The 12,807-nt window shown below is 69.6% G+C and carries 10 protein-coding genes and 1 pseudogene; 7 read left to right on the forward strand and 4 right to left on the reverse strand.

The genetic code is table 11. The features are described 5' to 3' along the window. Positions 1-51: 51 nt before the first annotated feature. Positions 52-393: a hypothetical protein gene (locus tag ACF07B_RS41175; protein ID WP_392182709.1), complete on the reverse strand. Its 342-nt coding sequence runs from the start codon at positions 391-393 to the stop codon at positions 52-54. 112 nt (positions 394-505) lie between these two features. On the opposite strand from ACF07B_RS41175, the gene ACF07B_RS41180 reads away from it, so the two are divergent. Beyond that, the gene (locus tag ACF07B_RS41180; RefSeq protein WP_384235134.1) at positions 506-682 is read left to right on the forward strand and encodes a hypothetical protein; all 177 of its coding nucleotides are present in this window, start codon (positions 506-508) and stop codon (positions 680-682) included. Positions 683-768: 86 nt separating this feature from the next. Here the strand turns inward: ACF07B_RS41180 and ACF07B_RS41185 are convergent. Continuing rightward, positions 769-981: pseudogene (locus ACF07B_RS41185) on the reverse strand (transposase); the annotation flags it as partial. 146 nt (positions 982-1,127) lie between these two features. Between ACF07B_RS41185 and ACF07B_RS41190 the strand changes: the two are divergent. The 4 genes from ACF07B_RS41190 (at position 1,128) to ACF07B_RS41205 (ending at position 6,622) form a co-directional block, all read left to right on the forward strand. After that, a complete protein-coding gene (locus ACF07B_RS41190) occupies positions 1,128-1,733 on the forward strand; it encodes a hypothetical protein (protein WP_392182710.1) in 606 nt (201 codons plus the stop codon). 393 nt (positions 1,734-2,126) lie between these two features. Further along, positions 2,127-3,950, forward strand: a complete 1,824-nt coding sequence (locus tag ACF07B_RS41195) for a glycoside hydrolase family 15 protein (protein ID WP_392182711.1) — start codon at positions 2,127-2,129, stop codon at positions 3,948-3,950. Between the two features lie 106 nt (positions 3,951-4,056). Then, positions 4,057-4,959, forward strand: coding sequence for a cyclase family protein (locus tag ACF07B_RS41200; RefSeq protein WP_392182751.1), 903 nt, complete (start codon positions 4,057-4,059; stop codon positions 4,957-4,959). A gap of 82 nt (positions 4,960-5,041) precedes the next feature. Further along, entirely contained in the window at positions 5,042-6,622 is a 1,581-nt protein-coding gene (locus ACF07B_RS41205) for a GMC oxidoreductase (RefSeq protein WP_392182712.1), read from the forward strand. A gap of 79 nt (positions 6,623-6,701) precedes the next feature. Here the strand turns inward: ACF07B_RS41205 and ACF07B_RS41210 are convergent, their stop codons facing one another. Together ACF07B_RS41210 and ACF07B_RS41215 are read right to left on the reverse strand one after the other, a co-directional pair. Further along, positions 6,702-8,018: a DUF2254 domain-containing protein gene (locus ACF07B_RS41210; protein ID WP_392182713.1), complete on the reverse strand. Its 1,317-nt coding sequence runs from the start codon at positions 8,016-8,018 to the stop codon at positions 6,702-6,704. After that, positions 8,015-9,745, reverse strand: coding sequence for a cation:proton antiporter (locus ACF07B_RS41215; RefSeq protein WP_392182714.1), 1,731 nt, complete (start codon positions 9,743-9,745; stop codon positions 8,015-8,017). The genes ACF07B_RS41210 and ACF07B_RS41215 overlap by 4 nt, the downstream gene beginning before the upstream one ends. Positions 9,746-10,195: 450 nt before the next feature. Here ACF07B_RS41215 and ACF07B_RS41220 point away from each other — a divergent pair, with 450 nt between their 5' ends. Both ACF07B_RS41220 and cydB read left to right on the forward strand, forming a co-directional pair. Then, positions 10,196-11,701 (forward strand): cytochrome ubiquinol oxidase subunit I, encoded by a 1,506-nt coding sequence (locus tag ACF07B_RS41220; protein WP_392182715.1) that lies wholly within the window; start codon positions 10,196-10,198, stop codon positions 11,699-11,701. A gap of 26 nt (positions 11,702-11,727) precedes the next feature. Further along, positions 11,728-12,768: a cytochrome d ubiquinol oxidase subunit II gene (gene cydB / locus ACF07B_RS41225; RefSeq protein WP_392182716.1), complete on the forward strand. Its 1,041-nt coding sequence runs from the start codon at positions 11,728-11,730 to the stop codon at positions 12,766-12,768. The last annotated feature ends 39 nt before the right edge of the window (positions 12,769-12,807 follow it).

Below are 12,807 nucleotides of genomic sequence, written 5' to 3' on the forward strand. Positions count from 1 at the left end.
TAGAGCAACCACGGCTCCTCCGGTCAACCGAGTTGAGCAGGGGACACCGCGCTAATCTCCGACAAAGATCAGGTAGCTGCCCGAAGTCGCGGCGCAGTCCTTCAAGTAGGCCGCGAGGTCCTGGACCGCTTGAACTTGGGCATCTTCGGTGCAGCGGTCCAGGAGATCTGGGATCTCGCGGAGGGCAGCCTCGGCCACTTGCGCGTTGAAAGCCGTGTCGTTGTACGGGTCGACCATCCAGAGCTTGCCCGAGGTGTTTACAGGGAGCTTGGCCATCAGCTCGGCCAGCGCTTCGCCGTGCTCGAAGGACTGACGGATCAGCGTTGGCTTGCGCTTCGAGCGCCGGCTGGGCCAGTGCGGGCGGCCGTCGTGCAACTGTAGGTCGATCCCCATGGTGGGATGCTCTCAGGTGTGCCCGGGTTCTCCAGCATGGGGAACTGAGCCATTGAGACTTCGCCGACCTCGCGTGATCGTTATGGTGCGTACCACCGACACGGGAGGTCTGATGGCTGACTACGCGACCCACGCTCAGAACGCCCGCGAACTGCTCGAAGCGGTTGATGCGAAGTCTGCGGCCAGGAAGCGTCACTACGACACAGCCATCGCGGCCGCTCAGGTTGAGGCGATCCTGGCCCTGGCCGCAGCCGTAGCCGAGCAGGGGATTCACCGACCAGGCTCATAGACCTCAGCGACCTCGCGCCCGTAGTTCGCATCGAGGGCACAGCGCGACACCCTCGCTCGGGCCGTCGCTTGGCCGCCCGAGGACGCTCAACGACGACCAGCGCTGGACAACCGCCGACAGCTGGGTCGCAGGTCACAGCGTTGAGCGATTACCCGGCTGAGGCATATGAGGCTGCAGGCCAGTTCGAGCAGGCCCTGGTGGAGATCGGCGCCTCGTTCGTAGCGGGTGCGGAGCCGTTGGAACTGGTGCAGCCAGGCTAAGGCGCACTCAACCACCCAGCGCACCTTGCCCAGTCCCGAAATCCACAGCTTTCCAGATCATCATGCATGAGTCGCGAGTTGGAGCGTGGGCCCAGCTCCGCCTCCGCGCCCCCAGCCAGCGTCTCAGCAAGGGCTGTTGACGGCAGGTGCGCAAGCGTCCGCGCCGTGCTGTCAGACTGCGGCCCATGAAGCAGCCTGACCGTCTGCATTTGACCCCGCGGCCCATGCCACCGCTCCGCGGTGACGAGTCGATCATCGGCGTCCCAGACACAACGGTGGTCGACTTCTGGCGGTTCGTCATGCCGGACCTCCGTATGAACAACACACGCGGTCTGTTCGCCGAATTCCTGGTCCAGCAGGCGGTCGGCTCCCACGAGCCCCGTATGGAATGGGCCAGCCACGATGTCGAAACCGACGACGGACTGCGCATCGAGGTCAAGGCCGGCGCCTACCTGCAAGCCTGGAAGCAGTGCGCACTGTCCCAAATCCGCTTCAGTGGGCTCCGCGCTCGCACGTGGTCACCTGACGGCGGCTACTCGGAGGCAAAGTCGCACAACGCCGACGTCTACGTCTTCGCCGTCCAGACTGCCCGTGAACACGCGGTCTACGAACCACTCGACACAGCTCAATGGGAGTTCTACGTACTCCCCCGCCCAGTAGTCGCCACCCTGGACTCGGACAGCGTCAGCCTGGGCGTGGTCCGCGCGGCGGCCGGTCCATCAGTGTCCTTTGCCGCCCTCAGTGACTGCATCCGGTCGGCCGATCCTCGCCCCGGCACAACTGGCGGCTGACGAAACCCCCGGCGCCACCCGTCCCGACACCCTGGCCGGCCGCGACGACCTCGTCTGCGCCCCGCCGAACGGCCGGGAGGAACAGGCCCGTCCTCCGTGCGCAGGGCGCCGTGTCCACCGCCGCCGCGAGCGTCGTGAGCCGCTCGAACTGGACGGGGTCACGGTCGCCGGTCCGACCCGTCGGCCGGCGTCGGCTAGCCCGTACGGCCCGGCTGGGCGTGCCGCCTCTCCGGGGAGCGGCGGAAATGGAGGCAGGCGGCGCGGAGCATCCGGGCTCGTAGGCACCGCCGGCCGACGTCCATGGCCTGATTCGCCCGTCCGGGGCTCCGAGAGGCGCCCGTGTACGGCCTGTCAGACAGTGGATCGCGCCGGAACCTCCTTGATTGGACGCTCATGGACCGCTATCCCCCCATCGCCAACCACGGTCTGGTGGGCGACCTCCAGACCGCCGCCCTGGTGTCCTCCGAGGGCGTGGTGAACTGGTTCTGCTCGCCGAGGTTCGACTCGCCGAGTGTCTTCGCCTCGCTGCTCGATCATGACCGCGGCGGGTATTTCCGGCTTGCGCCGGAGCACTCGGATGTCACCTGCAAACAGCTCTACTATCCGGACACCGGTGTGCTGGTCACGCGGTTCATGTCGCCGGAGGGCGTCGGCGAGGTCATCGACTGGATGCCCGCGAACACCAGCCGCGCCCCGACCGACCGGCACAGCCTGGTGCGGGTGATTCGCGTGGTGCGCGGCACCGTGCGGTTCCTGCTGGAGTGCAGGCCGCGGTTCGACTACGGCCGTGCCGACCACGAGCTGGATCTACGGCCCCAGGACGCGGTGTTCCGGGGGCCCGGGATCGCGGGTCACCTCCAGACGTCCTTTCCGCTGGTACGGGACGGACTGGACGTGACAGGCGCGGTCACGCTCGCCATCGGAGAGTCGGCCGTCGCCGTGTTCACGACGTGCGCCCTCGACGGCGAGGCCCCTCCTCCGCTCACCGTCGACGGCGTGACAGAGGCGTTGTGGCGTGAGGTGGACTTCTGGCAGAAGTGGCTGCACACCTCCCACTACCGGGGACGCTGGGCCGAGATGGTGAACCGCTCCGCCATCACGCTCAAGCTTCTGACCTACCACCCGACGGGCGCCCCGGTCGCCGCCGCCACCATGGGCCTGCCGGAGCAGGTCGGCGGTGAGCGCAACTGGGACTACCGGTACTCGTGGGTGAGGGACGGGTCCCTCTCCGTGCGCGCCCTGCTCGACCTCGGGTTCACCGAGGAGGCGTCGGCGTTCACCAAGTGGCTGGGCGAGCGGATGCGCGACCGGCAGGACCTGCCCGGCGAGCGGCTGCAGATCATGTACCGGGTGGACGGGGACCCGCACCTGACCGAGGAGATCCTCGACCACTGGGAGGGGTACCGGGGATCACGGCCCGTACGCGCCGGCAACGCCGCCGCGGACCAGTTGCAACTCGACATCTACGGTGAGGCCATCTACGCGATGGCCGAGGGCATGGACGTCAGCGAGGAACTGGGCTTCCACGGCTGGAAGGGACTCGCCCGGACGCTGGACTGGCTGTCCGACAACTGGGACCGTCCGGACGAAGGCGTCTGGGAGACGCGCGGAGGCCGCAGCGACTTCACGTTCAGCCGGGTGATGTGCTGGGTCGCCTTCGACCGGGGCCTGCGCCTGGCCACGGAGCTCAGCCGGCCCGCCGACATCCCGCGCTGGCGCAACGCCCGCGACAGCATCCTCGAACAGGTGATGGACAAGGGCTGGAGCCAGACCGAGCAGGCCCTGGTGCAGCACTACGGCGGAGACGTCCTGGACGCCTCCCTCCTGTTGATCCCGCGTGTCGGGTTCCTCGCCGCGAAGAGCCCCGGCTGGCTCTCCACCCTGGACGCCATGGAGCGCAAGCTCGTCTCGGACAGTCTCGTCTACCGGTACGACCCGGCCGCCTCCCCGGACGGTCTCCGCGGCTCGGAGGGGACCTTCAGCCTCTGCACCTACCTCTACGTCGACGCCCTGGCCCGCGCCGGACGGATCAGGCCGGCCCGCTACACCTTCGAGAAGATGCATACCTACGCCAACCATGTCGGCCTGTTCGCCGAGGAGATCGGCCCCAGCGGCGAGCAACTCGGCAACTTCCCGCAGGCGTTCACCCATCTGTCGCTCATCATGGCGGCCTCGACCCTGGACGAGGCCATCGACCGGGCGCGGCAGCGTGGTTGAGCCGGGGGATGGGCAGCCGGGGCGTGGGCAGCCGAGGCAGAGGCAGCCGGGGCCGGCCGCGCCGGACACCGACGGCCGCCCGCAGAGCCGCGCCGCCTTCGACGCCCTGTACGCGCGGCTGCGGCAGCGGGCGGACACCGCCGGTCCGACGGCCTCCCCCGGCCCCCGCGGGGCGCTGTCCACCATCACCCCGGCGAGGGTTCTCGCCGCCGCGGCCGAGGTCCTCTCCGGCCTGACCGTCTCGTTGGCGTCTCCGATCGAGACCCGCGTGGCCCCCGACAATCCGCACCCGGCCGGCCACCGGCTCACCAGCGGCCCCGAGACCGAACCCGCGGACAGAGGGCTGCACTTCGCCACCGACCGCTTCACCATGAACGTTCACGGCGACGCGGACAGCCACCTCGACGCGCTGTGTCACGTCGTCTTCGACGGCACGCTGTACGGCGGCGTCCCGGCGAGCACCCTGACGGCGGAGGGCGCCACGGCTCTGTCCATCGACCTCGCTCACGACGGAATCGTCGGCCGTGGCGTCCTGCTCGACATCCCGCGCCTGCGGGGCGTGCCCTGGCTGGAGCCCGGCGACCACGTCACCGCCGATGATCTCAGAGCCGCCGAGGCCGCCCAGGGCGTACGGGTCGGGGCCGGGGACATCCTTCTCGTACGGGTCGGCCACCGCCGCAGGCGTGAGGAAGCGGGGCCGTGGGACGCCTCGCGCAGCCGGGCCGGCCTGCACCCGGCCGCCATGGAATTCCTGGCCGAGCGCCGGGTCGCCGTACTGGGCGGTGACGGGAACAACGACACGGCCCCCAGCCTCACCGAGGGCGTGGACTTCCCCGTGCACGTCCTGGGCATCCACGCCCTCGGGCTGCACTTCATGGACTACCTGCGGTTCGAGGACCTGGTGCCGCTCTGCGAGGAGGCGGACCGCTGGTCGTTCCTGTGCGTCGTGGCGCCCCTGCGGCTCCCCGCGGCCACCGGCTCGCCCGTCAACCCCATCGCCGTGCTCTGACCCGCGAACGAACCACGTACGACCCACGAACCGGCTGGTCCCGGCCCGCCCGCACCCATCCCCCATGATCCGAGGCGCCCTCATGACAGGAACCGAGCACTACGACGTCATCGTCATCGGCACCGGAGCAGGCGGCGGCACTCTCGCCCACCGTCTCGCTCCCACCGGCAAGCGTGTCCTGATCCTCGAACGCGGCGGATACCTGCCGCGCGAGCGGGACAACTGGGAGTCCACCGCGGTCTTCGTCAAGGGCAAGTACCGCGCACCGGAATTCTGGTTCGACAAACACGGTGAGAAGTTCCCGCCCGAGGTGAACTACTACGTGGGCGGGAACACCAAGTTCTACGGCGCCGCGCTGTTCCGTCTGCGCCCCGAGGATTTCGGCGAGTTGCGTCATCACGGCGGCATCTCCCCGGCCTGGCCGATCCGTTACGAGGATCTGGAGCCCTACTACACCGAGGCCGAACACCTGTATCTGGTGCACGGACGGCACGGCGAGGACCCGGGTGAGGGGCCGGTCAGTGCCCAGTACGCGTATCCGCCGGTGCGGCACGAACCACGGATCCAGCAGCTCAGCGACGACCTGGAGAAACAGGGGCTGCACCCGTTCCACCTGCCGATCGGCGTCAACCTCACCCAGGACGACCACGGCGGCGCGGCCCACGGAAGCGTGTGCATCCGCTGCAACCGGGTCGACGGATTCCCGTGCCTGGTGCAGGGCAAGGCCGACGCCCAGGTCATCTGCGTCGACCCGGCCCTGGAGCACGACAACGTCACGATGATCACCGGGGCGAACGTGCGCAGGCTGGAGACCGGGCCGACCGGACGCAGCGTCGACAAGGTGGTCACCGAACTCGCCGACGGGACGGTCGTGGAGTACTCCGCCGACATCGTGGTGGTGGCCTGCGGTGCCGTCAACTCCGCTGCTCTGCTGCTGCGTTCGGCGAACGACGGTCATCCGGACGGCCTCGCCAACAGCTCGGGCGTGGTGGGCCGCCACTACATGCGGCACAACAACCTCGCGCTGATGGCCGTGTCGAAGGAACCCAACGACACCCAGTTCCAGAAGACCCTCGCCCTGAACGACTGGTATCTCGGCGCGGACGACTGGGACTACCCGCTGGGCGGAATCCAGATGCTCGGCAAGTCGGACTCCGATCAGATCCGGGGCGAGGCACCGCGGTGGGCGGGCATGGCCTCGCCGGATCTTCCCTTCGAGGTGCTGGCCCATCACGCGGTGGACTTCTGGCTCTGCGGTGAGGATCTTCCTCACCCGGACAACCGGGTCACGCTCGACGCCAACGGTGACATTCACCTCGCCCTGGACGAGAAGAACAACACCGAAGGGCTGACGCGTCTTCAGCACAAGCTCCAGAAGATGCTCGGCCAGCTGGGCATGCACCCCCACCACTTGCTGCCGCACAGCCTCTACCTGCACAAAGGCATGCCGATCGGCGCCACCGCCCACCAGGCGGGCACCGTGCGCTTCGGGACGGACCCGTCGTCCTCGGCCCTCGACGTCGACTGCAAGGCCCACGATCTCGACAACCTCTACGTCGTCGACACCAGCTTCTTCCCGAGCATCGGCGCGGTGAACCCGTCACTGACCGCCATCGCCAACGCCCTTCGGGTCGGCGACCTCATCGCGGAACGCCTGCGCTGAGCGGGAACGCCCGCGCCGAGCAAGGACGCCTGAGATGAACAGGGTGCCCGCGCCGAGCCAGGAACGCCCTGTCGACGTCCTACGGGCCGGGCTCGCCGGTCGGTGAGACGTCGGGGGGCGCTTCCTGGCGGCTGCGTCCCCCGATGCCCTGGGGGTCGGCCGTCCGCGCGTCGGCGCGGCGAGGGGCGTCCGCGAACGCTCGTTCGACCGCGTCGTCGAGGAGGCCCAGTTCGGCGCGCAGAGCGGGCCCGCGATCGTCCGGCAGCGCCGCGAGGAGACCTTCGAGCAGGGCCCGGAGCCGTCGGCAGACCTGGACGGAGGTCGCGCCGTAGTCGCGGATCTCGGTGACGGCGAGCTCCAGGTAGTTCTCCCAGGGCCGGCCGGGCACCACGACGCGTGGCCTGCCGCGGTCGTCGGCGAGCACGTACTGACCGCGGGTCCCGGCACGTCCGACGGCGTGCAGGAACGCCTCGATGTGGTTCAGCACCTGGATGGCCGTGGTGGGGTCGTTGACCGCGGGCGACAGGGCGCGGATGGCGATGTCGACCAGGATGCGCAGGGCGAACGCCGGGTCCTGCTCGATGGTCCGCTCCGCGCCGAGGGCGAGGAGGCCGGTCACCGGGCGCGGGCCGGGCGCGGGCGCACCGCCGTGGATCTCGACGACGGTGCCGCTGGGCGGGACGAAGTCCCCGACCGACGCGGCCAGCACGAACACGCAGTCGTGCCGCGCCGCGAGCGCGACCATGCCGGGCGCGTCGAACGCCTGGATGACACCGCCGCGTTCCGACCGGATGCGGGCCACCGGGCCGGCCACCGGTGGTGCCCCGCCGGGCACCCCGGTGCTCCGTACATGGGCCGCCATGCGGTCCAGGACCTGTTCGCCCAGGCGTCCCACGATGTCGGCGATGGCCACCGGCCGCAGGTTGTGGGTGAAGCGGTTGAGGTAGATCAGCAGGAGCAGGAGGCTCACGGACACGGCGACGCCGGCCAGGGTCACACCGAGGTTGGGCACGGAATCGGTCTCGATGCTCCGCAGCAGTGTGTAGGCGAACGCGAAGGTGCCGGTGAAGGTGGCCAGCACCGCTTTCTGCAAGCGGTCGCGGTACCAGAGCCGCATGTAGCGCGGTGAGAGGGTCCCGGTGGCCTGCTGGATGACGAGGACCCCGATGGTGACGACGAACCCGAGCAGCGCGATCATCGCGCCGACCACGGAGCTGAGGACGCTGCTCGCGGTCGACGCGGAGTAGTTCCAGCTCTTCGGCAGCCAGGACGCGCCGTCCACGGCGGACGCCGCCTCGGCGAGGGCGACGCCGAGCACGAGCCCGAAGAGGGGGACGATCCACAGGCTCGCCTTGGCGTACTGCCGCAGGCGGAAGCGTGCGGCCCACGAGGTCATACGGACCCCATGAGTACGGCGGTGTCGCCCGGCTGGGGTGTGATCGTCTGCGCGCCGGTGACCGGGGCCAACTGGCCGTCGGCCCGGACCACGAACAGGATGTCGTGGTCCGGGGGGACCGGCTGGGATCCGGGCTGGACGTGGAAGCGGGCGCCCTGCTCGTAGCGGGCCGCCAGGCGGTGCCGGACGAGCGCGCGGCCGAAGAGGATGTCGCCGCCGGTGTACGGGGCGACGACGCCGTGGCTGTCCCGCGGCGGCCCCACCCGGTAGACGGGCCCGCGCACGTTGTCCTTGATGACGACGGAGGCGAGCGCGTTGAAATCGTCGTCGTCGGTGAGCAGGAAGACCGCCGTCACGCCTTCCAGGCGGGCTCGGGGGTTGGTCGCGGTCGCCAGCATCTCCCCGTGCGCGAGTTCGATTCCGGCCGCGGTGATCCGCTCGCGTTCCTCGTCCAGTCCGGCCCACATCAGGACGTGGAGTCCGGCGGTCTCCAGGGCCTTCCCCAGGCCGATGACCCAGGGGGCTCCGCCCACCAGGAGCGGCCGTGTCCGCGCCGACCGGACGACGCCGAGCTTGCGCGCCACGGGCGCGGCGGTCAGGGCGTAGAGCAGGACGGTCCCCACGATCACGAGGAAGGTGATCGGAAGGATCTTGGACGCGCCGGGCAGTCCCTTCGCCACGAGGGTGGCGGAGAAGGCGGAGGCTGTCGAGGCGGCGACGATGCCGCGCGGTGCCATCCACCCGATGAAGCCCCATGCGGAGGCGTACGCGATGAGCGGCCGGACCAGGAGGACGAGTACGGCGATCAGGATCAGCGAGGGGACGAGCACGGGCACCACGGAGTCGGGGGTGACGGCGGAGGAGATGGAGATGAACAGCAGGCCGATGATCATCTGGACGAGTGTTTCGAGGAAGGGCCGGCGGGCCGGCATGTCCATCCCCCGCAGGTTGGTGATGGCGAGTCCGGTGAAGATGGCGGCGATGAGGCCGGTGTCGTCGCGGACGATGTCGCAGCCCGCGGAGACGAGGATCACCGTCGCCAACTGGGCGAGGGTGCCGAGCGTTTCACCGAGCCGCAGCTTGTTCAGCGTCAGCCAGAGAATGGCGGTGCCCACCGCGCCGCCCGCGAGACCGACTCCCACGCTGAGCAGGAACTGTCCGATCTGGTAGCCCCGGCCGAGGTCGACCCGGTGGGAGGTCGCGACGGCGTGGAAGACGACGGCTCCGAGGATGGCGCCGATCGGGTCGGTCAGCGTTCCTTCCCAGATCAGGATGCGCCGCAGCCTGTCCGTCGGCCGGACGTACTCGAGCAGCGGGCCGACGACGGTGGGGCCGGACACGACGAGGATCATGCCGATCATCGCGGCACCCCGCAGCGGGATGCCGAACAGGGCCGGCCCGATGCCCCCGACGGCGAAGAAGGTGACCAGGATGCCGATGACCAGCAGCCGGACGACGGTCGAGCGGGTACGGCCGGTCAGGTTGCGCAGGTTCAGCCCGAGACCCGCGTCGTAGAGGATCACGGCGACGGACAGCGAGACCAGCGCGGGGAAGTCCGGGCCGATGAGCTTTCCGGGGTGGATGACGTCGGTCAGGGCGCCCGCCGTGAAGCCGACGGGCAGGAGAATGATCAGCGCGGGGACGCGCAGCTTGTTCGCCAGGATCTGCGAGCCCGTGGCGAGGGCGACGGTCAGGGCGATGCCCAGGAGGATGTCTTCGTCGGTCACGGCGGTCGTCCTCCTTCCACCGCTCGGCGCCGCGGGATCTCAAGCGCGTCCACAACCCCGCACCCCGCCTGCGGCGGATCGTGAAATCCGTCTTGCGCCCGACTCGGCGCCGACGCGGGCCGACTTCGCCGACGAGGGCTGCCTTCAGGGCATCCGTCGAGCACGCCCGTACCCGGACCGGCCGTGGGGACGAGGCGGTTTGCGTCGAGGTCCAATCCACTACACCCGCGTACGGCACGCACCGCCACGAAGCCGTCCGGGTGACCCGGGCCGTCAGCGCCGTGGCCGGGCGAGCGCGTTGACGGCCCGGCCACGGCGACGACGTACATCCCCCGAACGGATGGCCACGGTCCTTCACGAGCGCGGTTTGCCGGCTGCCAGGGAACCAGTCTGTTTGTCTGGGCGGCCGCATCACCCTGCGTTGCCGTGCGATCTGATGGATGAGGACAGATGAGCCAGCTGGACTTGGCACGGCTGCAGTTCGCGATGACGTCGATCTACCACTTCCTGTTCGTCCCGGTCACCATCGGCCTGAGCCTGCTGACGGCCCTGCTCCAGACCGCCTGGTACCGAGGAGGGCAGGTCGCGTACCTGCGGCTGACCCGGTTCTTCGGGACCCTGCTGGTGATCAACGTCGCCGTCGGCGTGGTGACCGGCCTGGTCCAGGAGTTCCAGTTCGGTATGGACTGGTCGGGCTACTCCCGCACGGTCGGTGACGTGTTCGGTGCGCCCCTGGCGATGGAGGGCCTGGCCGCGTTCTTCCTGGAGTCGACGTTCCTCGGTCTGTGGATCTTCGGCTGGGACAAACTGTCCAAGCGCGTCCACCTGGCGACCATCTGGGCGGTGGCGGCCGGCAGCGCGCTGTCGGCGCTGTTCATCATGGCCGCGAACTCGTGGATGCAGCACCCGGTCGGCTACAAGACCGACCCGTCCACCGGCCGCCCGCAGCTCGACGACGTCTGGGCCCTGTTCACCAACCCCGTCTTCCTCCGCGGCTACCTGCACGTCCTGCTGGCCGCGCTGGTCACCGGCTCGATGGTCATGCTCTCCGTTTCGGCCTGGCAGCTGCGCAAGGTGCTCCGTGACGACAAGGGCGACATGGGCGGCGAGGGCGACGACAAGGGCCGCGCCGAGGAGAAGGCCGCCCGGGCCGGGGCCGGGGCCGAGGTCCAGGACCAGGGCGCCCCGGACGCCGCGAGGGAGGCGGCCTCGGGGTTCCGGCTGTCGGCCCGCCTGTCGCTGTTCATCCTCGTACCGGCCCTGCTGTTCAACATGCTCGTGGGCAGCGAACTGGGCGTCACCGAGGGCACGTACCAGCCGATGAAGATCGCGGCGGCCGAGGCGCAGTGGGAGACCTGCCAGCCCTGTTCCTTCTCCCTCTTCCAGATCGGTGGGGGCAACAACGACCAGACGCCCACGCAGGTCCTGGAGATCCCGCACCTGCTCTCCCTGCTGGCCACCAACCACTGGAACGGCAAGGTCATCGGCCTCAACGAGGTCCAGAGCCAGTACGAGCAGGCCTACGGTCCGGGCAACTACGTACCGAATGTCTTCATCCAGTACTGGGCGATGCGCGTCATGGCCTACTTCGCCTGTCTCGCCCTCCTCCTCGGAGTGTGGGGCCTGTGGCTGCTGTGGCGCGAACGGCTCACGCGCGCACGCTGGTTCCTGACCGCGGCGGTGTGGGCCGTGGTGCTGCCGTTCCTCATCAACACGTCCGGCTGGCTCCTCACCGAGAACGGACGCCAGCCCTGGATCGTGCAAGGCCTCCAGTTGACGAAGGACGGGGTCTCCTCCTCCGTCAGCGCCACCGAGGTCACCATCAGCATCGTGGCCTTCTTCCTCCTCTACGCCGCGATGGCAGTGATCGCCGCCGTGCTGATGACACGCCACACGCGCAAGGGCACCGGCCCTCTGCGCCAGGACGACCAGCCCGCACCCGAGATGACCTACTGAGGTCCCGAGCCGCCGGAAGGCCCGCGATGGCATTCACCACCCTCTGGTTCATCCTCGTCACCGTGCTGTGGACGGGCTTCTTCGTTCTGGAGGGCTTCGACCTCGGGGTCGGCATGCTCCACGGACTGATCTCCCGCGACGAACCGCAGCGCCGGGCGGTGCTGCACACCATCGGACCGGTGTGGGACGGCAACGAGGTCTGGCTGGTCACCGCCGGCGCCGCGATGTTCGCCGCCTTCCCGGGCTGGTACGCCACCCTGTTCTCCGGCTTCTACCTCGCACTCGTGCTCCTGCTGGCCGGACTCATCGTCCGCGGCGTCGCCATCGAGTACCGCGACCGCGTCGACAGCGCGCGATGGCGACGCAACTGGACGGCCTTGCTGACCGCGAGCAGCGTGACCGTGCCCCTGGTGCTCGGCATCGCCCTCGGTGACCTGTTGCACGGCGTCCCCATCGGCAAGGACCAGGAGTACGCGGGCACGTTCGCCGACCTGTTCACCGGCTACGGCGTCTTCACCGGGATCACCCTCACCGTGCTCTGCCTCCTGCACGGCGCCACCTTCGTCTCCCTCAAAACCAGCGGGGACATCCGCGAGCACGCCCGCCGACTGGCCCGGCTCACCGTCCTGCCCGCCGGTCTGGTGGTGCTCGCCTTCGTCTTCTGGACCCGCTCGCTCGCGAACGGCGGCATCCTCCTCAACCTCGCCGAACTCGCCACCGTCCTGGCCGTCGCCGCCGCGGCCTGGCTGATCAGCGGCGGTCACGACGGCTGGGCCTTCGGTGCCACCGCTTTCGCGATCGCCGGAACCGTGGCGTCGCTCTTCACCGAGCTCTACCCCCGGGTCATGGTCTCCAGCACGGGAAGCGCCTTCGACCTGACCGTCCACAACACCGCGTCGGGCCCGTACGCGCTCAAGGTCATGACCGTGGTCGTCCTCGTCCTGCTCCCCGTCGTCCTCTGCTACCAGGGCTGGACCTATCACGTCTTCCGGCAGCGGATCTCCTCCGACCGGTTCTCCGCCGCCGGAGGGCCGGCCGCGGCGCCGACAGTCCTCCCCGACCGATGACGGAGCCCCCGGGCGCCCCTGGGTGCGGGAGCGGCCGGA

The sequence above is a fragment of the Streptomyces sp. NPDC015532 genome (assembly GCF_043078065.1).
Lineage (GTDB): Bacteria > Actinomycetota > Actinomycetes > Streptomycetales > Streptomycetaceae > Streptomyces.

Bases quoted from the DNA above. Each gene is read 5' to 3' on its own strand.
- ACF07B_RS41175 (WP_392182709.1), bottom strand. From the start codon at position 393: ATGGGGATCGACCTACAGTTGCACGACGGCCGCCCGCACTGGCCCAGC.
- ACF07B_RS41180 (WP_384235134.1), top strand. From the start codon at position 506: ATGGCTGACTACGCGACCCACGCTCAGAACGCCCGCGAACTGCTCGAA.
- ACF07B_RS41190 (WP_392182710.1), top strand. From the start codon at position 1,128: ATGAAGCAGCCTGACCGTCTGCATTTGACCCCGCGGCCCATGCCACCG.
- ACF07B_RS41195 (WP_392182711.1), top strand. From the start codon at position 2,127: ATGGACCGCTATCCCCCCATCGCCAACCACGGTCTGGTGGGCGACCTC.
- ACF07B_RS41205 (WP_392182712.1), top strand. From the start codon at position 5,042: ATGACAGGAACCGAGCACTACGACGTCATCGTCATCGGCACCGGAGCA.
- ACF07B_RS41210 (WP_392182713.1), bottom strand. From the start codon at position 8,018: ATGACCTCGTGGGCCGCACGCTTCCGCCTGCGGCAGTACGCCAAGGCG.
- ACF07B_RS41220 (WP_392182715.1), top strand. From the start codon at position 10,196: ATGAGCCAGCTGGACTTGGCACGGCTGCAGTTCGCGATGACGTCGATC.
- cydB (WP_392182716.1), top strand. From the start codon at position 11,728: ATGGCATTCACCACCCTCTGGTTCATCCTCGTCACCGTGCTGTGGACG.